At 62.6% G+C, this 21,065-nt stretch carries 20 protein-coding genes and 3 pseudogenes; 11 read left to right on the top strand and 12 right to left on the bottom strand.

Going from position 1 to position 21,065, the window contains the following annotated elements; all coding sequences use genetic code 11:
* Positions 1 to 20 precede the first annotated feature (20 nt).
* From BF95_RS04875 to BF95_RS28055, 9 genes are all read left to right on the top strand, one after another.
* Positions 21 to 1,811: an acyl-CoA dehydrogenase C-terminal domain-containing protein gene (locus BF95_RS04875; RefSeq protein WP_017503705.1), complete on the top strand. Its 1,791-nt coding sequence runs from the start codon at positions 21 to 23 to the stop codon at positions 1,809 to 1,811.
* A complete protein-coding gene (locus BF95_RS04870; RefSeq protein WP_043149758.1) occupies positions 1,808 to 2,716 on the top strand; it encodes an NAD(P)H-dependent flavin oxidoreductase in 909 nt (302 codons plus the stop codon). The genes BF95_RS04875 and BF95_RS04870 overlap by 4 nt, the downstream gene beginning before the upstream one ends.
* A gap of 9 nt (positions 2,717 to 2,725) precedes the next feature.
* A complete protein-coding gene (locus BF95_RS04865) occupies positions 2,726 to 3,469 on the top strand; it encodes an electron transfer flavoprotein subunit beta/FixA family protein (protein WP_004206977.1) in 744 nt (247 codons plus the stop codon).
* Between the two features lie 115 nt (positions 3,470 to 3,584).
* Positions 3,585 to 4,511, top strand: coding sequence for an electron transfer flavoprotein subunit alpha/FixB family protein (locus BF95_RS04860; RefSeq protein WP_004206978.1), 927 nt, complete (start codon positions 3,585 to 3,587; stop codon positions 4,509 to 4,511).
* An 8-nt stretch (positions 4,512 to 4,519) separates the two neighbouring features.
* Entirely contained in the window at positions 4,520 to 4,945 is a 426-nt protein-coding gene (locus BF95_RS04855; RefSeq protein ID WP_004206979.1) for a PaaI family thioesterase, read from the top strand.
* 14 nt (positions 4,946 to 4,959) lie between these two features.
* Complete coding sequence (locus BF95_RS04850; protein ID WP_004206980.1) at positions 4,960 to 5,259, top strand: polyhydroxyalkanoic acid system family protein; 300 nt, start codon at positions 4,960 to 4,962, stop codon at positions 5,257 to 5,259.
* Between the two features lie 102 nt (positions 5,260 to 5,361).
* Positions 5,362 to 5,601, top strand: coding sequence for an acyl carrier protein (acpP, locus tag BF95_RS26100; RefSeq protein ID WP_004206981.1), 240 nt, complete (start codon positions 5,362 to 5,364; stop codon positions 5,599 to 5,601).
* Positions 5,602 to 5,896: 295 nt separating this feature from the next.
* Positions 5,897 to 6,703: an alpha/beta hydrolase gene (locus BF95_RS30940; protein ID WP_081764037.1), complete on the top strand. Its 807-nt coding sequence runs from the start codon at positions 5,897 to 5,899 to the stop codon at positions 6,701 to 6,703.
* Positions 6,619 to 6,807, top strand: coding sequence for a hypothetical protein (locus tag BF95_RS28055; RefSeq protein ID WP_043149755.1), 189 nt, complete (start codon positions 6,619 to 6,621; stop codon positions 6,805 to 6,807). Before BF95_RS30940 ends, BF95_RS28055 begins: the two co-directional genes overlap by 85 nt.
* A 163-nt stretch (positions 6,808 to 6,970) precedes the next feature.
* Here BF95_RS28055 and BF95_RS04830 read toward each other — a convergent pair whose 3' ends face one another.
* The 4 genes from BF95_RS04830 to BF95_RS04815 are packed head-to-tail and all read right to left on the bottom strand — an operon-like array spanning position 6,971 to position 11,662.
* Positions 6,971 to 8,101, bottom strand: a complete 1,131-nt coding sequence (locus BF95_RS04830) for an ABC transporter permease (protein WP_004206985.1) — start codon at positions 8,099 to 8,101, stop codon at positions 6,971 to 6,973.
* Positions 8,098 to 9,261, bottom strand: coding sequence for an ABC transporter permease (locus BF95_RS04825; protein WP_004206986.1), 1,164 nt, complete (start codon positions 9,259 to 9,261; stop codon positions 8,098 to 8,100). Before BF95_RS04825 ends, BF95_RS04830 begins: the two co-directional genes overlap by 4 nt.
* Positions 9,258 to 10,295, bottom strand: a complete 1,038-nt coding sequence (locus BF95_RS04820; RefSeq protein WP_004206989.1) for an HlyD family secretion protein — start codon at positions 10,293 to 10,295, stop codon at positions 9,258 to 9,260. Before BF95_RS04820 ends, BF95_RS04825 begins: the two co-directional genes overlap by 4 nt.
* Positions 10,292 to 11,662 (bottom strand): TolC family protein, encoded by a 1,371-nt coding sequence (locus BF95_RS04815; protein WP_043149834.1) that lies wholly within the window; start codon positions 11,660 to 11,662, stop codon positions 10,292 to 10,294. Before BF95_RS04815 ends, BF95_RS04820 begins: the two co-directional genes overlap by 4 nt.
* Before the next feature lie 88 nt (positions 11,663 to 11,750).
* Between BF95_RS04815 and BF95_RS04810 the strand changes: the two genes are divergently transcribed.
* The gene (locus BF95_RS04810) at positions 11,751 to 12,374 is read left to right on the top strand and encodes a TetR/AcrR family transcriptional regulator (protein WP_037474525.1); all 624 of its coding nucleotides are present in this window, start codon (positions 11,751 to 11,753) and stop codon (positions 12,372 to 12,374) included.
* A gap of 76 nt (positions 12,375 to 12,450) precedes the next feature.
* Here BF95_RS04810 and BF95_RS04805 read toward each other — a convergent pair whose 3' ends face one another.
* Positions 12,451 to 14,868 (bottom strand): helix-turn-helix transcriptional regulator, encoded by a 2,418-nt coding sequence (locus BF95_RS04805; protein WP_043149753.1) that lies wholly within the window; start codon positions 14,866 to 14,868, stop codon positions 12,451 to 12,453.
* A 145-nt stretch (positions 14,869 to 15,013) separates the two neighbouring features.
* Here BF95_RS04805 and BF95_RS30935 point away from each other — a divergent pair.
* Positions 15,014 to 16,386 (top strand): annotated as a pseudogene (locus BF95_RS30935) (aldehyde dehydrogenase family protein).
* Positions 16,387 to 16,433: 47 nt separating this feature from the next.
* Here BF95_RS30935 and BF95_RS04795 read toward each other — a convergent pair.
* From BF95_RS04795 to BF95_RS04770, 7 genes and pseudogenes are all read right to left on the bottom strand, one after another.
* Positions 16,434 to 16,769, bottom strand: a complete 336-nt coding sequence (locus BF95_RS04795; protein WP_004206995.1) for a BrnA antitoxin family protein — start codon at positions 16,767 to 16,769, stop codon at positions 16,434 to 16,436.
* Entirely contained in the window at positions 16,750 to 17,049 is a 300-nt protein-coding gene (locus tag BF95_RS04790; RefSeq protein ID WP_228221671.1) for a BrnT family toxin, read from the bottom strand. Before BF95_RS04790 ends, BF95_RS04795 begins: the two co-directional genes overlap by 20 nt.
* A gap of 36 nt (positions 17,050 to 17,085) precedes the next feature.
* A complete protein-coding gene (locus BF95_RS04785) occupies positions 17,086 to 17,673 on the bottom strand; it encodes a recombinase family protein (protein WP_025290601.1) in 588 nt (195 codons plus the stop codon).
* Positions 17,674 to 18,102: 429 nt separating this feature from the next.
* Positions 18,103 to 18,504 (bottom strand): DUF2147 domain-containing protein, encoded by a 402-nt coding sequence (locus BF95_RS04780; protein ID WP_004207001.1) that lies wholly within the window; start codon positions 18,502 to 18,504, stop codon positions 18,103 to 18,105.
* Between the two features lie 12 nt (positions 18,505 to 18,516).
* The gene (locus BF95_RS28720) at positions 18,517 to 18,978 is read right to left on the bottom strand and encodes a GMC family oxidoreductase (RefSeq protein ID WP_235209570.1); all 462 of its coding nucleotides are present in this window, start codon (positions 18,976 to 18,978) and stop codon (positions 18,517 to 18,519) included.
* Positions 18,979 to 19,284: 306 nt separating this feature from the next.
* Positions 19,285 to 20,048: pseudogene (locus BF95_RS28715) on the bottom strand (GMC family oxidoreductase); the annotation flags it as partial.
* Between the two features lie 356 nt (positions 20,049 to 20,404).
* Positions 20,405 to 21,065: pseudogene (locus BF95_RS04770) on the bottom strand (transposase); the annotation flags it as partial.

Genomic DNA, 21,065 nt, shown 5'->3' with positions numbered 1-21,065 from the left:
ACCGGTCAGGAGATATAAATATGCAAGTCTATGACGCCCCGTTGCGCGACATGCGCTTCGTGCTCAACGAACTCCATGCCGATGACGGCTTCGGGGATATTCCCGCACTGTCGGAGTTCACACCGGATCTCACCGATGCGATCCTCGAGGAGGCGGCGCGCTTCTGTCGCGACGTCCTGTTGCCGATCAACCGGTCGGGCGACGAGGAGGGGTGTCATCTGGAAAACGGCGTCGTGCGGACGCCGGCGGGGTTCCCCGAAGCCTATAAGCAGTTCGCCGAAGGTGGCTGGACCGCGCTCGCATCCGATCCGGAATGGGGTGGGCAGGGGCTGCCGGAAGCGGTCAACAAGCTGGTCGAGGAGATGATCTGCTCGTCCAACCTCTCCTTCGGCCTCTACCCGGGCCTCACCCATGGTGCCACCACTGCGATCGAGGGCCATGGCAGTGACGCGCTCAAGCAGGCCTACCTGCCCAAGATGGTGAGCGGCCAGTGGTCCGGCACGATGTGCCTGACCGAGCCTCATTGCGGTACCGATCTCGGGCTCCTGCGCAGCCGCGCGGTCCCGCAGGGCGATGGCAGCTACAAGGTCACCGGCTCCAAGATCTTCATCTCCGCCGGTGAGCATGACCTGACCGAGAATATCATCCATCTCGTGCTCGCCCGCCTGCCCGACGCCCCCAAGGGCGTGAAGGGCATCAGCTTGTTTCTCGTCCCCAAATATCTGCCCAGGGAGGACGGTACTCCCGGTCAATCGAACGGCGTCGCCTGCGCCGCGATCGAGCACAAGATGGGTCTCAAGGCGTCGGCGACGTGCCAGATGAACTTCGATGATTCGATCGGCTGGATCGTCGGTGAGCCTGGCAAGGGCATGGCCGCCATGTTCACGATGATGAACACGGAGCGTGTCTCCGTCGGCATCCAGGGCCTGGGTGTGGGCGAGGCGGCGTATCAGGCGGCGGCCTGGTATGCGAAAGATCGTATTCAGGGTCGGGCGCTCTCGGGACCCAAATATCCCGATCAGGCAGCCGATCCGATCATCGTTCACCCCGATGTTCGCCGCATGTTGATGACGATGCGGGCTTATAATGAGGGATGCCGGGCGCTCTCGGCCTGGGTCTCGCGCGCCCTGGACGCGGAAAAACATTCTCCCGAACCCGAAGTGCGCCAGCGTGCGAGTGACTTCATTGCGCTCATGACCCCCGTCGTCAAAGCGCTCTTCACCGACCTTGCGTTCGACAGCGCGAACCTTGCGGTCCAATGCTATGGTGGCCACGGCTACATCCGCGAAAGCGGCGTCGAGCAATATGCCCGCGATGCCCGGATCACCATGATCTATGAGGGGACGAACGGCGTTCAGGCGCTCGATCTCGTCGGCCGCAAGCTCGGCGCCCATATGGGCCGCTATCTGCGCAGCTTCTTCCATCCGGTGTCGGCTTTCATCGAGGAAAACAACGTCGACGGACCGATGAAGCCGATGATCGAGGCGCTCGCCAAGGCGTTCGGGGCGCTGCAGCTTTCGACGGCCACGGTCGCGCAGCGGGCGCTCAAGGATCCCGAAGAGGCGGGCGCGGCGTCGGCGGACTATCTGCGTCTGATGGGCCTGGTGGCCATGGGCTATTGCTTTGCCAAGGCGACCAAGATCGCAGGCTTGCAGCTCTTCTTCGGCAGCGAGGACAAGCGCTTCTACGATGCCAAGATCAAGACGGCGACGTTCTTCTTCGAGCGTATCCTGCCTCAGGCGACCGCCAGCTTCCTGGCGATCAAGGCGGGCAAGAAGTCGCTGATGGCGCTGGAAGACGACGTGTTTTGACGCTTCCGGCAAGCCTCGAAAAGCGGCTGGCCATTCCAGCCATCGTTGCGCCGATGTTCCTTGTGTCGGGACCGGACCTTGTCGTCAGTTGCTGCGAGGCGGGACTGCTTGGTACTTTCCCGACGCTCAACCAGCGCACCAGTCAAGGTTTCGGTGAATGGCTGGATGAAATCGAGGAGCGGCTGGCTCCCATGCCGGGAGCGGCGCCCTTCGGCGTCAACCTCATCGTCCATAAGAGCAATCCGAGGCTCGACGCCGATCTGGAACTGATCGTTCGGCACCATGTGCCATTGGTCATCACCTCGCTCGGCGCCGTCGCGGATCTTGTCCAGGTGGTTCAGGGCTATGGCGGGCTGGTCTTTCACGACGTGACGAACGTGCGTCATGCGGAAAAGGCGCTCGAAGCTGGCGTCGACGGTCTGATCGCGGTCGCTGCCGGCGCGGGGGGACATGCCGGCACGATGAGCCCGTTCGCACTGGTTGACGAGATACGGCGCTTCTTCCAGGGGCCGCTGGCGCTTTCCGGCGCCATCACGCGCGGCCACCAGATCGCGGCCGCGCAGATGATGGGGGCCGATCTTGCCTATATCGGATCCCACTTCATCGCGTCGGAAGAGAGTCTCGCCTCGCCGGCACAGAAAGACATGGTGATCGGGGCCGGACCAGCGGATATCGTCTATACGGACCGGGTCACCGGCGTCGGGGCCAATTTTCTCCGGCCCTCGCTGGAAGCCGCGACTCTCCCTGAGCCACATGGCGCGCTTTCGGTTTCGGAGGAGGCCAAGGCCTGGAAGACGATCTGGTCGGCAGGCCACGGTGTCGGCGCTACCACTGCCGTCCAACCGGCCCGATCCATCTGTGAGAGACTCATTGCCGAATATCAGGCGGCATTACAATCAGAGTAGGATTGATCCATGAAGGTGCTTGTGCCCGTCAAGCGGGTTATCGATTATAATGTGAAACCGCGCGTGAAGGCGGATGGGACGGGCGTCGATTTGGCGAACGTGAAAATGTCGATGAACCCGTTCGACGAGATCGCCGTCGAAGAGGCTATCCGCCTCAAGGAAAAGGGAGTCGCGACCGAAATCGTGGTGGTGTCGATCGGCGTCGCCAAGGCGCAGGAAACGCTGCGCACCGCGCTCGCCATGGGGGCCGACCGCGCGATCCTCGTCCAGACTGACGATGAGGTCGAGCCGCTCGCCGTCGCCAAGATCCTGAAGGCCATCGCCACCGAGGAGGCTCCGGGCCTGGTGATCCTCGGCAAGCAGGCCATCGACGATGATGCCAATCAGACCGGCCAGATGCTGGCAGCCCTTCTCGGTTGGGGGCAGGGCACATTCGCCAGCAAGGTCGAAGTATCGGGCGAGACTGTCGCGGTGACCCGTGAGGTGGATGGCGGTCTGGAGACCGTAAGCCTCAAACTGCCGGCGATCGTGACGACCGATCTGCGTCTCAACGAACCGCGCTATGCGAGCCTGCCCAATATCATGAAGGCCAAATCCAAGCCGCTGGCGACGAAGACGCCGGCCGATCTCGGTGTTGAGATCGCCTCGCGCCTCAAGACGCTCAAGGTGACCGAACCCCCCAAGCGCTCGGCGGGCATCAAGGTGGCCGACGTCGATGAATTGGTCGCCAGGCTCAAGGAAATGGCGATTTGATAAACTTTCAAACGCGCCGAACTTGCCGAACCTCTCCCATGCAAGTGACGGCGCACCCCGCTTCATCCTGTGCGCACAGAGATGAAGCGGGGGCGGATTTCTCGGAGAATAAGTTATGAATACGCTCGTCTGGGTTGAACATGACAATGCGTCGGTCAAGGATGCGACGCTATCGGCCGTCACCGCCGCTGCCAAACTTGGTGAGGTCCATCTGCTGGTTGCCGGTGCGGGCATCGGCGGCGTGGCCGAGGCTGCTGCGAAGGTCGCGGGTGTCGCCAAAGTCGTAACGTTCGACGATGCGGCGTTCAAACACGCTTTGCCCGAGAATGTCGCGCCGGCCGTCGCGGACCTGATGCGCGGCTATGACGCGTTCGTGGCGCCTTCCACTTCGAATGGCAAGAACATCGCGCCGCGCGTGGCGGCCTTGCTTGATGTGATGCAGGTCAGCGACATCCTGTCGGTGGAAAGCGCTGACACGTTCACGCGTCCCATCTACGCGGGAAATGCGATCGCGACGGTCCAGTCGTCTGATGCAAAGAAGGTTATCACGGTGCGTGGCACAGCCTTCGAGAAGGCGGCCCGCGAGGGTGGCTCGGCCAGTATCGAGGCTGCGACGGGCACGGATGCGGGACTTTCCAGCTTCGTGGGTGCCGAGATCGCCCAGTCCGAGCGCCCGGAACTCACCTCGGCCAAAATCATCGTCTCGGGCGGGCGAGCGCTGGGCTCGGCCGGGCAGTTTCATGGCGTGATCGATCCGCTGGCCGACAAGCTGGGCGCGGGTGTGGGCGCAAGCCGCGCGGCGGTCGATGCTGGCTATGCGCCCAACGATTTTCAGGTCGGCCAGACCGGCAAGATCGTGGCGCCGGAAGTCTATGTCGCCGTCGGCATATCGGGTGCGATTCAGCACCTTGCTGGCATGAAGGATAGCAAGACCATCATCGCGATCAACAAGGATGAGGACGCGCCCATCTTCCAGGTCGCCGATATCGGCCTGGTCGGCGACCTCTTCAAGATCGTTCCTGAACTGACCGAAAAGCTTTGAGGTAAGCGATGACCGGTCTGGAAGAGATCGAACAGTTCATGGCGGCCGGCACCCGGCCGCCCATGATGGACCTGTTCGACATCGATCTGCTTGAGGCGGAGGAGGGGAAGGTCGTCTTTGTCGCGACGCCCACCTCGCAGACCTACAATTTCATGGGCATCGCCCATGGTGGCTATGCCGCGACGCTGCTGGATTCGGCCTGCGGCATCGCGGCGAACTCCGCGGCCCAAGTGCCCATCAACTGCGTCACGCTCGAACTCAAGGTCGCCTATCATGCGCCCTTGACCGACAGGGTCGGGATGGTCCGTGCAATCGGCCAGGTGGTGTCGATGGGCAAGAGGGTGGCGCATACCGAGGCGCGTCTGATCGACATGGCCGGCAAACTCTATGCCTCCGCGACATCGACCTTGCTGCTCGTCGATCGGGCGGCCTGAACAGGAAAGAAGATATGGAAGTCGTTATCCCGCACAGCCTTGGTAAAATCGAAGCGAAGAGCAGGATCGAGGCCGGCCTGCCCAAGCTGGCAGCGCATATCCCGGGAGGCGGTTCGCTCAGTTCCGAGTGGGTATCGGACTACGCACTACACTTGGTCATCGGGGCGATGGGGCAGAATATCCCGGTGCAACTCGACATTGAGGATAGCGAGATTCGCGGCGACGTCAGCGTACCGCTGTTCCTCAAAATGATGTCAGGACAGATTTCGGATTTTGTGAAAACGAGCGCCGAGAAAATGCTCAGCAAGGCATGATGAATTTACTGGCCGCAGGACAATATCGTTGCTCTGCGATGATTGAGTTTACGAGAATCTGCCCTGTTTCCTAGCCGATAGTGTCCGCGCGAGGGCTTTGTGATGGAAGAAATCGCTCCCCGAGTTTTCAGGATCATTAGCCGTCAGCTCGGCGTCTATCCGGATCAGATTGCCCTTGCTTCGTCTTTCTACGATGACATCGGCGTGGATAGTCTCGATGTGCTGGAAGTTGTGATGGCGCTTGAAGACGAATTCGGACTCACTATCCCGGATGAAGCCGCCGGTGAGGTCAAAACAGTAGAGGATGCGGTCAAGCTGGTCGAAGCATGGATAGCCAAGTGAGATAAAACCCACGATCCTCTGAAACCGCAATTCACGACGACAATGAAATCTAGATAGCTCTTTGGTCGCCTGACGTATCACTTCCATGATCAAGGCTACCGTGATCGCGCATAGCCGCCATATGCTTTGCGCCAGAAACGGGATTTCATCTATCGCTTTGCCCACTCGATGACGGAATGGTGTTTCCGAAAAGAATATAGCGAACCATGTTATCTAATGACGAATCGCTGTCTTCTCACATTTGACGAACTGGCTGGTAACGTCGGAGCGGGAAGATGCATGAAAGAGGTAGATCATGCGATACCGTTCATTAGGCCTGGCTACAGTCTTGATTGTCACGAGCACCGCTTGGGCGCAGACGCCGTCGGATAACCAACATGCGCTGATCGGACCGCCCCAACTCCACGCCCTTCCCGTCACCGCTCCGACGCTCGTCGAGGCCTATGGTCCTGATCCTCTGCAGATCGGTGAACTGCGCTTGCCTGCAGGTCCTGACCCGTTTCCCGTCGTCATGGTCATTCACGGTGGCTGCTGGACCAAAGGCTATGAGACACTGGCAGGCACGGCGCCGTTGGCGAGCGCCTTGACGGACAAGGGCGTGGCGACATGGAATATAGAGTATCGACAGGTTGGTGACACCCGCGGCGGGTGGCCTGGGACCTTCCAGGATTGGGGAGCGGCGCTCGATCACTTGAGGGTGCTGGCACGAACCCAGCCTCTGGACCTGAAGCATGTGGTGACGGTGGGACATTCGGCCGGCGCCCACGCTGCCCTGTGGCTGGCGGCCCGTCCCAGATTGCCTGCCGACAGCGAGGTCCGCGGCGCTGATCCACTGAAGGTTTCCGCCGCGGTCGCCATCGACGGCCCAGGCGACCTGCGAACCTGTACGGGTTCGACAAGGATATTTGCGGCCGCCCGATCTTCGTCAACCTGTTCGGGGGCGCTCCTGACGCACAGGCGGGCCGCTACCGTCAGGCAAATCCGATCGAATGGCTGCCTCTGGCCGTGCCTCAATTCATGGTCGCTTCCGTCGTGCTGGAGCCTTCAGCCGCGCAAGCCTATGCAGCAGCCGCACAGTCGGCCGGCGATAAGGCGACGGTGATCACCCTGGAGAATGCGGGCCACTTCAACATGCTTTCGCCTGCGGACCCCACCTGGGCGCCGGTAGAGGCCGCGATCCTCGCGGCGGCGAAAGCAGAGCAATAGTCGAGGCAGCCTCCGGTTTATCCCCATCTCGGTGATCTCTATCTGATGAAGCCCTGCAGAGGTCCGCTTCGAACACCTCCCCCTGGGTTGCGCCAAGGTCGCGTCGGCCGGGGCGAGAGGGTTGCACTTGGGGTGCCCCTGACGATCTCGTTCCATTGAGGCGTCAGTCAGGCTTGAGGGGCTGAAGGTCCGGCGCGGAAATCTTCGTGAAGCGCCACCAGGCCAGGCCTCCGTAGACCAGAATGAGGATGGCGAGGTTGAGCACCTCCCGCGTCTGCTCGGCAAGGCTCGCGCCCATCTGATTGAGCCCGACCATGAGATGAATGCCCGCGGTGGTTGGCAGGAGGCGCGCGAGGAGCGCCAGCCAGGCCGGCGTCGCCTCCGCCGGCCAGGAGAGACCCGCGAGGAAGAAGATGGCGAGCGACGTGCCCATCCACAGTTGCAGGGGTCGTTCCCGTGTCCGGAAGAGGCTGGCCAGCGCAAGCGCCGCCGCCACAGTCGCGCCCACGAACAAACTGCCGCCCACGATCAAGGCGCCAGGAGAGCCGGCGGCGCGGGGATAGTCCTGAAACCAGAACACAAAACCCGCATAATAGGCCACGTCGGCCCAGCCGATCACGAAGAAGGCCAGGGCAATTCCGATAAGGGTGCGCGAGGGCAGACGAAAGCGTCCCAGTGTCTCGCGCAGGGTGGCGGCGAGCATCGTCAGGCCCATCAGCAGGGTCTGGTGAATGATGAGGAAGCCGACCCCGGGGAACACCGTGCTGCCATAGCCTTCGCGCGTGTTGAACAGCGGGCGCTGAACGAGCGACAGGGCAGGGCGGGCGGGTGCGCCCTGCGCCATGGCCTGATCGCTCGCCGCCTCGCCGGCGATCGTGGTGACCGCCAGGCCGATGCCTGACAGCGCCGTGCTGCTGCGCAGCAGATAGGCGCCGTTGCCGTAGAGCGCGACCGTGCCCTGGGCGCCGTTCAGAATATGTCGCTCGAACCCCTCGGGGATGATGACCACGGCCCCTGCGCCGGTCGTCTCGAGCCAGAGCCGGGCGGCTCCTGGAGAGGCCGGGCGCGCGGCAAGATCGGCCTGCTGGAGCGCTGCGATCCGGCGCACGAGACTGCGGCTTGCGCCGCTGTCGTCGAGATCGACGACGGCCACCGGAATGCGGACCGCGACCTCCCCGGAATAGGCTGAAGGGTAGAAGAAGGAATAGAGGATCGTCGACACGACGATCAGCATGAAGGCGGAGCGGTCGGAGAGAACGGCGCGGAAGGTAGCGAGGAAGGCGCGGCCGATCATCGTCGTCCCCAGACCTCCGGGCTCATCCGCGCCGAGACATAGCGCGGCAGCCCGGCGCCCGAGCCGACGACGAGAAAGGCAAACAGCGCCAGGATCGATCCAAGAGATGCGAGCACGGGTGCGCCGATCATCCATTGCTCCGCGACCAGCCGCGCGAAGCGGGTAAAAGGCAGCAGCGCGCTCCATAGCCGGGCGAAGGCGGAGGCCGACTCGATCGGGAAGATCGCCCCGGCGAAGGCGAAGGAAGCGCCCGCATAGAGGGCGGTCATCGACAGCGCCTGCCCCATGGAAAGGGTGGCCCCGACGATGAACAAGGCCATGCCCGCATAGGCGAGATAGAGGGCGAGATAGCCGCCCATCAGCATCGCCACGCTCCCTTGCACGGGCCAGCCCCGGTAGACCGCGAGATAGCCGGTCGCAAGCGCCCCCCAGAGCAGGAAGATGAGGATATAGGGCGCGATCTTGCCGGCGACGGCGGCGACCGCCTCGCCTCGAGGCCCTGCAAGCCATGCTCCGATGGTCCCGTCCCGCAGCTCGCGACCGAGCGCGCTCACGACCGCGATCATGAACAGCAGGTGCAGGAGTGCGGGGTGGATCAGGGCGACGAGTTGCAGCTCGTAACTGGCCTGCGGGTTGTAGAGGATCCGGCTCTGCACGCTCACCGGCTGCGGCCGCACACGCGCGGGACCGGCGATCGCGGCGCTTTGCTCCCCGGCCAAGGCCTTTGCGTGGGCCTGGACCACGGTGCCGACTTCACGCAACACCGAACCCGAGGGCGTGGAATAGCTCGCATTGTAGAAGAGGAGGATCTTGCCGGTCTCGCCGCGCAGCACGGTGCGCTCGAGATCACGCGGGATCAGGACCACGGCATAGGCGGCGTTGGAGCGGACCAGATGCTCGGCCTGTGCCATGTCCGGTGGCCGCGCCGCGACCTTGAGCCCGGGTGACGCCTCCAGCTTGCGGGTGAGGTCGCGCGCGACGCCGCCGCCGTCCTCGTCGACCACGACGATCGGCAGGTTCCGCATGACGCCTGCCGACAACTGGACCGCGACGATCGCCAGCAGCAGCAGAGGCAGCCAGGTGACCAGCGCCAGATCCCAGACGCTGCCGCGCAGGAAGGCGGTTTCGCGCCGGGCGCTATCGACGAAGGCCCGGATCATTGCGGCCAGTCGAACAGGACCGTCATGCCGGGGCGCAGCCCATCGACCCGCGACACGGGCGACAGGCGCACGTCAAAGCTCTTCACGTCAAAGCCGCTCGACTGGCGGGTCGCGCGCCATGTCGCGAAATCGCCGGCGGGCGCGATGTAGAAGACCCGAAACTGGGCGCAACGATCGCCGAGCGCAGGTATGCGGCCGGTCAGGACCCGTCCCCGGCGGATCGCACTGAACTGATCTTCTCTCAGGGTGAGCGTCACCCAGGGATGATCGATGTCGGTCAGGACGAAGACGGGAAATCCCTGCGGCACGAGTTCGCCCGACTGCGCCAGCCTGCGTCCGATCTCACCGTCCGACGGCGCGAACACCCGGGTTTCCTTCTCGGCCGCCTCGACTTCGGCCAGGGCGCCGCGCGCCTGGCGCACCTGTCCGCTCGCGGCCTGCCGATCCTGTCGCCGCGCCCCGGCCAGCGCCAGATCATATTGCGCGCGCGCCGCTCGGGCCGCTTCATTGGAGGCCAGGGCGTTTGCGCGGCTCTCGTCGCGTTTCTGCCCCGCCAGCACACCCTGTTCAAAGAGGCGCTCGGTGCGCTGATAGGTGGTCTGGGCGAGGTCCGCCGCCGCCTGCGCGCGTCGCCACTGGGCCTCGGCAGCCCGGATATCCTCCGGCCGTGCGCCTTCATCGGCCTTGTCCGCATTCGCCTGCGCGGCGGCGAGCGCGCCGCCGGCCTGTTCGGAGCGGGCTTCGACCTCGGGACTGTCGAGCGTATAGAGCAGCTGTCCCGTCTTCACCGGCTGGCCTTCCTCGACATGAAAGGCCGTGATCCGAGCCGAGACCTTGCTCGTGATCCGCAGTTCGCGGGCCTCGACCATGCCCTGGAGCTGATCGGGAACCGGGCGATAGGCCAGCCAGAGACCGAGGCCGAGAATGACCACGACGAGGAAAGCAATGAGCGGCAGCAACTTGCGCTTCCGCCCGGTCGGAACCGGCGGAGCCGTCTCGTCCGGGGTGACCAGGGTTTCCGATGTGGCGGTCATGGCGTGACCCTTTCACCCTGGTCGATATAGTCCGGCAATGTGGCGATCTGACCGCTGACGTGGAGAAGCTGGGCGAGCGCGACAACGAAATCATATCCGGCCTGGGCGCGCTGGATCCGGGAGCGGGCAAGACCGAGCTGCGCATCGATCACGTCGAGCGAGGTTGTCTGCTGCTCCTGATAGCCGAGGGTCTGGACCCGCAGATTCTCCTGCGCCGCAGTGATGGCCGTGTCGGTCAGCTCAAACCGCCGTCGCGCGGCTTCCGCATCGTTCGAGGACCGCGTGACGCCGATTTCGATCTGGGTGCGGGCTTCGCGCAGGCCCGCATTGGCTTGCGTCACCGTTTCCCGCGCGGCCTGCACCGCTTGCGAGCGGCCCACACCGGAGAAGAGCGTGTAGCGCAGCCCGACGCCCACCGACCAGTCGGGATCGGTCAACAGCGTGTCGCGCCGATCGAAATTATACTGGGCGAAGCCATAGATCGTAGGCCGGAGCTTGGCGCGCTGAAGGGCCACCCCCGCTTCAGCCTGGTCTTCCAGCGCGCCGAGCCGATCCAGTTGGGGATGGGCGCGCAGGGCCGCGTCCACATAGGTGTCGAGCGAACGGAGCGGCTGACGGATCACGAAGATCGGGGAGACGGGATCGACGCCGGACGGCGCCCGCAGCGCGCCGGCAAGCGCTACCTGCGCACTCGCGAGATCGGCCTGCGCCTTTTCCAGTTCGCGCGCGGCGTCGTCGCGCGCTACCTGCGCCTGGAGGCGTTGGGCCCGGCTTATGAACCCTTCCTGTTCGAGCTTGAGGGCGTCCGCGACATGCCGCTCTAATCCCGCAAGCGCATCACGGCGAACATCGCGCACGCGCTCGAGCAACTGCTGGCCGAAATAGAGCTGGGTCATCTGCAACAGACCGTTGTCGATGACGATCTGGCGTTCGGCGCGCGACTGTCCCAGTTGCGCCGCGGCGCCCGCCTGGGCGGCGGGAATCTGGCCGCCGGAATAGAGCGGCAGCGTCGCCGTCACGATCGGCCGGGTGCTGGTGCGCTCGATCTCGAAGCGCAGGGGGTCAGAGATGGAATAATCCTGGGCCACGTCCGCCAGCGGGCCGAGCGGCAGATAGAGGGTTTTCTGATAGCGGATCATCTGTCCTTCGAACTCGACGGTCGGACGCCGCAACGTGCTCGTGGAGCCTTTCTGGGCCTCCTTGCTGCGCACATCGGCGTCGGCGCCCTGGATCGCGTCCGACCGCTCGAGCAGCCTCGCCTGGGCGCTTCGATAATCGAGATCAAGCCTGTCGATCGTTTGCGCCTGCGCGCCCTGACAGACCGCAGTCGCCAGCGCGGCAACCAGCATCGAACATCGCAAGGTCATGAAGAACGTCTCCTGCTCCCGCACGGTAACGTTGACATCCAACCGACTCAATACATATTTGTATCGAAATGCTCCCGCCCGTGATCCCGTGAGCCGCCGCCCGGCACGAACGCGCCCGACCCGGGCGCAGACCCGGGAGCGCATCCTGGATGGCGCTCTCGAGGCCTTCGCCGAACGTGGCTTCCATGGCTCCACCCAGGAAGATATTTGCGAGCGCGTCGGTCTGAGCCGGGGGGCCTATAATTCCAGCTTCCGATCCAAGGACGAATTGTTCTTCGCCCTCTATGACCGGGTGATCGAGCGCTTGCAGTCGAGGCTGGAGGAGGCGACCGCTTGCGCCCTGTCCATGCCCGGCTCGACGGCCGACAATTTCCTCAAGGCCTTTATCGCCAGCTATCCGTTCGATCGGGACTGGTATCTGCTCCAGGCCGAGTTCGGCCTCTATGTCCTACGCCATCCTGCCATGGCGAGCCACTATGCCGAACGGCAAGGACGGATCCTCGCCATCATCGAGGGCGCGCTCGCCGACATCCTTCGCGAGGACTCCCGCATCGTTGCCCGGGGCCTCCCGCGCATCGCGCGACTGATCCTGGCTGTCCACGAGGGAAGCATGTTCCAGGGCCTGCTCGAACCGCACGAGGTCGCAAGCGGAGAGCTTCTGGACTTTCTCGTGGATCTCATGCTGGCGAGGGCGGCAACGAGAGTCGACTAAGAATGGATTGCTGATCTTGCCTTGCGGGAGGCCGCGCAACAGCATGCCTGCCTCTATTTGTGACGTGGGAGATCGTTTAGTGAAGGAGACCGCGCTGTATCGCCGTGCCGACGGCCTGGGTGCGCCTGTTGACAGCGAGACACTTGAAGATCGCGCGAAAATGCCATTTTACGCCATCTTCGCCGATACCCAATATGTTGGCGATCTCCGCGCTCGTAAGACCATCCCGCGCCAGGCCGAGGATATGGAGTTGGCGGCGAGACAGGTCGGATCCTTCGGTATGTTGTGAACTCGGCAAGTGATGTTGTGCTGCGGACCGATCAAACCTCGCCTTTACGGCCCATCCCGCGTGAATATGCTCCAGGATATTCCGGAACTCCCGCGCTGTTTCCTTCAGTCCTGTGCTGTCGCGAATTTCCGAGGCCTCTTCCGCTGACCGTATGGAAAGTTGCAGCGCCTCTTTACGTAGATGCAGCACCGAACGCAGCATGAGGGTTATGAGTATGATATGTTGCCATCCTGCCCTGCGGATGCGGGCCAGGATACGGTCCGTCAATTGGCGCGCGAGGTGATCCTTCCCGTCGGCAAGCGCCCGCGTCGCAGACAGAAGCATGCACTCGACGTCCGCAATGGCGAGGTGAGCCGAAGTGATGGCGTCGTTCCTGGGAATATTGGGGATGGTGACCGATCGACCCGACGCGATTTCATGTTCCGCAGTCAGGATATCGGCCATGAGTTGCAGTCGCGGCATGTGGTCGCGTACGGCTTTCACGTCCAGTTCGGTCAGGATTTTTTCGCAGAGGTCCGCATCTCCGGCCAGACGAGCGGCCCGTAATATGGCCCGTGCCGTATGAATGCGGACGTCGACGATCTGGTCGCAGAAAAGCAACGGCCATTCCAGTTCTGCCAGAGGCACGCCGCTTTCGGCCAGCACAGCGAGGCGCAATGTTTTCAGCGTCTGCTCGGCGACCGGGGAGACCATATCCGTCAGATGCGCGTCGATCCTATTTCGTGCGGGAATGATCTGCCCCTGCGTCAGCAGGAGCAGCACTTCGGCAATCTTTGCCCAGTCGCGGGCAAAGCCCTGATCGGCCAGGGCACAGGCTTGATCCAGTAGGGGACGTAGTGCCGCGAACTCGGCCGCGTTCGACTGGCTCGCCACGATGCTCGCGAGGCAGGCCAGGGCGGAGGCCTTCATCATCGGATTTTCCCGGGCGTGCAGCTCGAGCCATTGCCGGCAGAGCATTTCCGCCCGGACGACATCGTCCCTCAGCGCCGCTGTCGTCGCACCGAGCAGCGTCAGCAATTCCTCATGCGCATCCGTGCGTGACAGCAACTTCAAAAGGTGCGTCGCCCCTGCATGCTGCTGCTGGAAGGAAAGGGCCCATATCTTTCCCAGGCCAGCCATGGGATTGGTCAGCAACGCTGTGTCGGGCACGCCCTCGAGCCAATGGGCCAACTCATCGATACGGCCTTGTCGCAGGGCGACATCCATGACGATCTCACCGCCCAGCCCCCGCGCCCAGGCCGGATCGCCGGCCCGCAGCGAAAGCGCTATCGTTTGCGCTGGCCGGCCGGCGCGCCAGTGATGAAAAGCCGCACGTTTTAGAAGATGGCTTGGAGAGGAACGAAGCTGCGACTGTCCGCTCAAGGCAAGATGGTGTCGCAGCGCCGGATTGAGCGCAAACATTCCGTCACTGTCCGGCCTCAATAGGAGGCATTCGCGTTGCGCACGTGCGATCCATTGCGCGCCGTCGTGGACGCGCAGGGCAAAATCGTGGCTTTCGGCATCGAGGGGAGCGATTAATGCCGCCTTTTTCAGCCATGTGCGCAGAGCGGGCGATAAGGGCGCCAACACCATCTGATCGAGATAACAGATGATCTCGGGCCATAAATGCAGTGGCTGCATCCGGTAGGATACACGGCCCGCGATGCGGCACAATGCGGGCCAACCCTGTGTGTCCGATATGATCCGGTCGAGGGCTGAAGGGACCCGGATCAATTCCTTCAGATCCTGGGCGCGGCAGGCCAGGGCATCGGGGCCGACTTCCTGCCAGTCAGCGTTGAGGACGCCAAATCCCCAGGGGGCGGAGGTTGCAAGGACCGCTCGCCAATCATCGGGAAGAGCATCCATCATGTCTCTTGTCAGCGTTTCGAGATGCGGCGCTTCCTGAACATCATCGAGGCAAATAATCCCGGGCCTGTCCTGATGCCATATCCATTGGAGAATGGACTCGATGTCCGCGGCGGTTCCGGCCTGAAAGGCGAGGCGACGCAGGGTGCCCTTCTTTGTGTCGTCGCTTGCAAGACTTGCCCAAAGCGCCGGGCGACCAGTGTCCGCCGCCTCCTTCCAACCGGCCGCGAGCGTCGCCGATTTGCCGTAGCCGCAAGGTGCGCGCAGCAGGCTGACGCGCGCGGTCAATTCCACACGGCGAAGTGCCGTTTCCGCCAGTCGCGAAAGCAGCGTTGGAGTCCATTCGGTTCCCAGGCCCATGTCGGGTCGATACTACATGTTCGTGTAGTTCCCTATTGCTTTTGCGCTCGTAAGACTCGCGCGAAGGTCATGTTTTCGACGAGAATGAAATGATTGAAGAGAGCCATTCGATTTCGCAGGAMCCTGTGATGGCCGCCCGGTGGAAATGCTCTTCACCGCGCAAAAGGCAATGTCGGACGAGCGCCGGATGCGCTTTGGCCTTGCTGAAAGACGCGCTGCGCTGGCGCGCCTCGCGGCTGCCATACGAAAGTTCGAAGGGGAGATCGTCCAGGCCATGGCGACCGACTTCGGCAAGCCGGAGGCCGAAGTGTTTCTGACGGAAATTCTTCCGGTCATGCAGGAAATCCGCCACAGCCGTCGTAATCTGCGCCGATGGATGCGGCCAGTCCATGTCGGACCGACATTGATCGGTTTCGGCACGGCCGGACGGATCGTGCCGCAGCCACGCGGCGTGTGCCTTATCATCGCGCCCTGGAATTACCCATTCAATCTCTGCCTGGGGCCGCTTGTCTCCTGCCTTGCTGCCGGCAACAGCGCTATCCTGAAGCCTTCGGAGATGACACCTGCTACCTCGGGCGTCATCGCGCGGCTGATCGCCGACACATTTCCGCCAGACTTGGTTACCGTCGCCCTCGGCGGGAAGGAGATGTCTCAGGCCCTGCTCGCGCTGCCCTTCGATCATATCTTCTTCACCGGCAGCCCCGAGGTCGGGAAAGTCGTAATGCAGGCAGCCTCCCGCCACCTGACCTCCGTTACGCTGGAACTGGGTGGCAAGTCGCCCACGATCGTGGGACCGGATGCGACATAGAGACGGCCGCCAGTTGGATCGCCTTCGGCAGATTCTCCAATGCCGGTCAAACCTGCATCGCGCCCGATCATGTGTTCGTCCACGCTTCGATCCGCGACCGGTTCGTGGAAGCGCTGCGCCGCCGGATCGCCGCCGCTTATGGTTCGGGCATGACGAGCCCCTATCTCGCAAGGATCGTCAATGATCGCCATGCGGACAGACTGGGGGGCCTGATTGCGGATGCCCTGGCCACGGGCGGGCGGATCATTGTCGGCGGCGAAAGGCAGGGAAGGGCGCTGGCGCCCACAGTGCTGGAGGCGATCGCTCCCGAGGCGGCGATCGACCATGAGGAGATATTCGGTCCCGTCCTGCCGGTCCTGACCTATGATGACATTGAAACCGTGATCGGTCGGATCAACGCAAGACCCAAGCCGCTGGCGCTTTATGTGTTCGATCGTGACCGGGCGAGAGTGGATCATATCCTGGCGGCCACGACTTCCGGCAGTGCAGGCGTCAACCTTACCATCGTCCAATACGTCCACGATCATCTGCCGTTCGGCGGTGTGAACAATTCCGGGATCGGGGCGGCACATGGCCATCACGGGTTCCGGACTTTCAGTCATGAGCGCGCCGTTCTCCAGAACCGCTTCTCCGCTCTGCCTCTCGTCTTTCCTCCCTATTCGGGCCGGGCAGCGCGTCTGATCCGACTTGCCAAACGCTTTCTGGGGTAAATCCATGTACGACTATATCACGATAACCGATAGCCTAACTATCTAAATTAACGTGGCTTTTCCTGCCTTCTGGCGGTCGCCAGCATCTCACGGCGAAGTATGGCGTTCATGCGGGCTTGGTAGCCCTTACCCTGCGATTTGAGCCAGGCGAGCACATCAGCATCAAGGCGTGCCGTCACCTGCTGCTTGATGGGCTTATAGAAGCGCCCACGCTGCCCGTTCCGCCAGAAATCCTCTGTCAGCGCCGGAGAGTCGCTATAGTCGATCCCGCTATCCGGCATCGCCTGCAGGGCATCCAGTTCGGCCTGTTGCGCTTCGGTCAACGGCGGCAGATTGTCCGGATCGAGTTGGAAACGGACGGTATCAGCGTCTTTCTTCTTCATAACGTCGCCTTTCCGTTCGATCGGCCTTTCGAGCCGAAATGATATGAATGATCTCCACATACTCGCCGTCATCGTCTTGCTCGACGACAGTGTGGGCCACGAGGAGGAGCAGATGCCCTTCCACGAGGCCCAAGGTTTGCCATCGTCGCTCGCCACCTTCGATCCGATCCTGATCGCTCAGCGCGAAAGGATCTGTGAACGCACGAGTAGCGATCGCAAAGCTGACGCCGTGCTTCTTCAGATTGCTCTCGGCTTTGGCCGGATGCCAGGAGAAGCGCATGGATGGCATTACGGAAATATAATTATGTTTTTGTCGTTACGCAAGGCGCGGCGGTTTGAGCCATCCGGCCCGCGCGAGCGTATCTGCGAGGGTCGATCGGGGCACGTTGAACGTGCGGCTGATCGACGACTTGCTAGCGCCACCGGCAAGGGCGGCGGTGATCTGATCGAGCTTTTCCGCATCGATCGTTCGCGGGCGGCCACCGTAGCGCCCGCGCCGTCTGGCGGCCGCAAGGCCTGCCATGATGCGCTCGCGCGTCAATGCCCGTTCATACTGGGCCAGCGCGCCGAACAGCGAAAACAGCAGCTCGCCATGCGGCGTTCCCGTGTCCATCTGCTCGGTCAATGACCGGAATGACACGTCACGCTCCCTGAGATCGGTCAGGATCGACAGCAAATGCGGCAGGGAGCGGCCGAGCCGATCCAGTTTCCACACGACCAGCGTATCGCCGGCTGCGAGATATTCGAGGCAGGCCCGCAGGCTCGCCCGGTCCTCGCGAGCGCCGGATGCCTTGTCGGAATAGAGATGCCGGCTATCGACGCCGGCTGCGATCAGCGCATCGCGCTGAAGATCGACCGATTGCCGGTCATCTGTGGAAGAGACGCGCATGTAGCCTATAAGCATGTCGGAAAACCCCTGATAGCTTGTTGTGGGACAGTCCTCCTTTCCGGCAGAGTTTATCGGACGCTACGGATTTTGGGCGTGCGTAGATTGCTGGAATTTCCGGGGGGATGCCTGCTAGCGGCGGAATGTGTCGTCGGGCGCATCAGGCGGGGCGCTTATCGTGTGATTTCCATTAGGTTAATCTGTTCGTGCAGCCGCTGCCGTAGCGGACCGTCTTCTGGCCGCGACGATCAATAACGGATTATCCGCCTGCTTACGCTGACCAAGTCGCATGCCCGTCGCCGAATTGATCCCGTGGCGGCTGCACACATCGCTGTCGCCATGCCCGCTTCCTGCTCCGCGCCTCTTCAATTTATCGTAGAAGCTTTTGATGTGTCTTATTAAAATCCTTGGCTTGCCGCTCTCGGTCAGACGATGATTGGACGGATTTCAGTTCACTTTCGTCCATATCTGCGATTTGCACATGATCCGCCCTGTCAGGCACCCCTTTCCCTCCATCCGCCGATCGTCGAGCGTGGTGATTGTTCCAGAGAAGGTTTGGCCGATGTCGGGTACAAAAACACTGCCGCGCCACACGCCCTTCTTTTCAGGAACAAAATCGCGAAACAGGATCAGACCTACCAGATCGTTTGTCCCGCCGCGCCGCGCATCCGCTTTGGCTTTGTCACTTGCCCAGACCACGACCCCGCACATTCTGCTTCCGCACGGCTGGGCTCGCACATGTACGCTGTCCTGCGGATTCTTCCACACTCCGAAAGAAGCGCGCTGTGCCTCGACGGACGCAGATGCTGCAAGTAGCAGCATGGCTGCCAATACGAAACTGAACCTCATCGCCATTCTTCCTCAAGGCCGGATCATCATTTGCGCGACATTTTCCGCGATCGCCATGGTAGGCGCGTTAGTGTTGCCCGACACGATCGACGGCATGATCGATGCATCGACCACGCGCAAACCGTCAATGCCACGTACACGGGCTGCCGGATCGACCACGGATGCCGAGTCACTGCCCATGCGGCATGTTCCTACCGGATGATAGATTGTTTCAGCGCGCGCGCGGATGTCGTCGATCAGAGCCTCGTCGGTCTGGACCGCGGGTCCCGGTCGCACCTCCTCGCGCAAGTGACGGGCGAGCGCCGGCGCATGAAGGAGCTTGCGGGCTAGCTTCGCGCCATTCAGCAAGACGCCCACATCATCGGGATGACTGAGATAATTGCCCTCTATGCGCGGATGAGCCGTGGGATCGGCGATCTTGAGCCCGATCCTGCCGCGGCTCTTCGGTAGAAGGTCGCAGACATGCACGGTCATTCCGTAGCCGAAGGCTGTCTTGCGGCCATGGTCACGCAGGATCGCCGGCAGGAAATGGAATTGAAGATTGGGCCGCTCCCGGCCGGCGTCGGATTTGAGGAAAGCGCCGCCCTCCGAGGCATTTGACGTCAATTCGCCTTCATGATGAAGGAAATAGCTCCATGCGCCGCGTATCGCACGAGGCAGGAAACTGGGCGCCACCCCAAATCCTTCGCGATCGGCCGTGGTTGCCACAGCCGTATAGTCGAGGTGATCGGCGAGATTGGCTCCGACTTCGGGCGCATCCAGAACGATCTCTATGCCATGCTGCCTGAGTTCGCTCGCCGGGCCGACGCCCGACAGCATCAGAATCTGCGGCGAATTGACCGCGCCAGCCGAAAGGATCACCTCTCCACCGGGGCGCAGCAGCAGGTCCCGGCCGCCGACGCGGACCCCGATGGCGCGACGGTCCTTGAACAGTATCCGTTCGACGAGGCCGTTCGTTTCGATGGCGAGATTCTTGCGCGAGCGAGCCGGATCGAGAAACGCTCGCGCCGTGCTGAACCGTTGCCCGTCTTTCTGGGTCACCTGATAGACACCAAAGCCTTCCTGCTCACGCCATTGAAGTCGGGATTTCGCGGGTAGTGCAGTTCCACCCCAGCTTCGACGAAGTCTTCCGTAAGTGGGTTCACTCGCCCAAGATTGGAGACGCAAAGTGGCCCGGCATTGCCATGATGCTCGTCGTGGATAGCCTGATTGTTTTCGAGCGCGATAAAAAGCTCGCGCATGCGCGGCCAGTCCCAGTCAGCTCCGGCGGCCGCCCCCCAGCCCTCATAGTCCGCCCGATCGCCGCGAATGTAGACCATTGCATTGATTGAGCTGCTGCCACCCAGCGTCTTGCCGCGCGGCCAATAGAGCCGCCGGTTGTTAAGGTGAGGCTCGACTTCGGTCTCACAGTTCCAGTTCACCCATCCCGTGCGGGCAATGACGCCGACGCCAAGCGGCATGTGAATGAAGGGATTGCGATCGCGCGGCCCCGCCTCGATGAGGCAGACAGCTTTATCCGAATCAGCAGAAAGGCGGTTGGCCATGACGCAGCCGGCCGAGCCGCCGCCAATGATGTGGTTTCCGTCAGCGCCGAACCGTAACCTCTAGCTACTCCTCTTCTATCCCCATCGCTTTCAAGTCCAATCCCAATTCCTTTAAACTGGGCAGGGGAGGAGGATCGAAGGCTACCAGTGCATCGATAAAGTCATGAAAGCTGTCGTATACGGGGGTTATCGCCCTAGCCCGGATTATTCGTGACGTTGTTCGCTTCGGCGGTCCGCGTTTTTCGGTGCCAGCCTGTATGTGATCAGGACGAGGGATTTCGCTGCGTCTATTTCACCGCGGATATTTGATAGGCTTGCGAGTTGGAGGGAGCGGTTCTGGCGTGCGGCCGGGGCGGCTATGTCGGGGCAGGCCTGAAGGCGGCCGCAATGGCCCGGAAGGTGCTGGCCTCGGGACAGGCTGACGCGAAGGCGATGCGGATGCGGGTTGCGGTTTCGATCACGCGGGCGGCGACCTTGAGGAGCCGCAGGCGCAGCGTGGCGAACTCGGCGGCGGCGAGCGCGCTTTGTCTTTGGGTATCGCCTGCTGGGATGCGCCACATCAGCCAATAGGCGGCGGTATGCAGGATCAGCCGCATCTGGTTTGCGTTTGGCCGATCGGCATGAAGTTCGATCGCTGCTGAGCTGGCTCTTGTGCCGCTTGATCAGGTTTTCGGCCTGACCACGGGCGCAGTAAAGGCTGTCGTAGATGTGCTCGGCCGAGCCTTCTGCCAGGGAAGTGACGACGTAGCGGATGTCCATCGCCAAGGGCGTCTGGCTTGCGATCCGGGCGACGACGCGGCGCTGACACTTCCAGCTTTCGCCCCATAGCGGATTTCGGCATAGCTGCGCAGCACCACCCGGTTTCCTCGGCACGCTGGACGGCACAGGCATCGGCGGCGGCCACGATGTCGGGATTGGCACGCAGGCGGCGTTGGTGGAGCGAAGACATAGTCGATGCCATGTGCCTCGCAGAAGGCCATGACCTCGGGCCTGCCATAATGCCCGTCGCCACGGACG

Source organism: Sphingobium sp. Ant17 (assembly GCF_000588875.1).
GTDB lineage: Bacteria > Pseudomonadota > Alphaproteobacteria > Sphingomonadales > Sphingomonadaceae > Sphingobium.
Note: the sequence above shows the minus strand (reverse complement) of the source record. Positions and strands in the feature narration are given on the sequence as shown.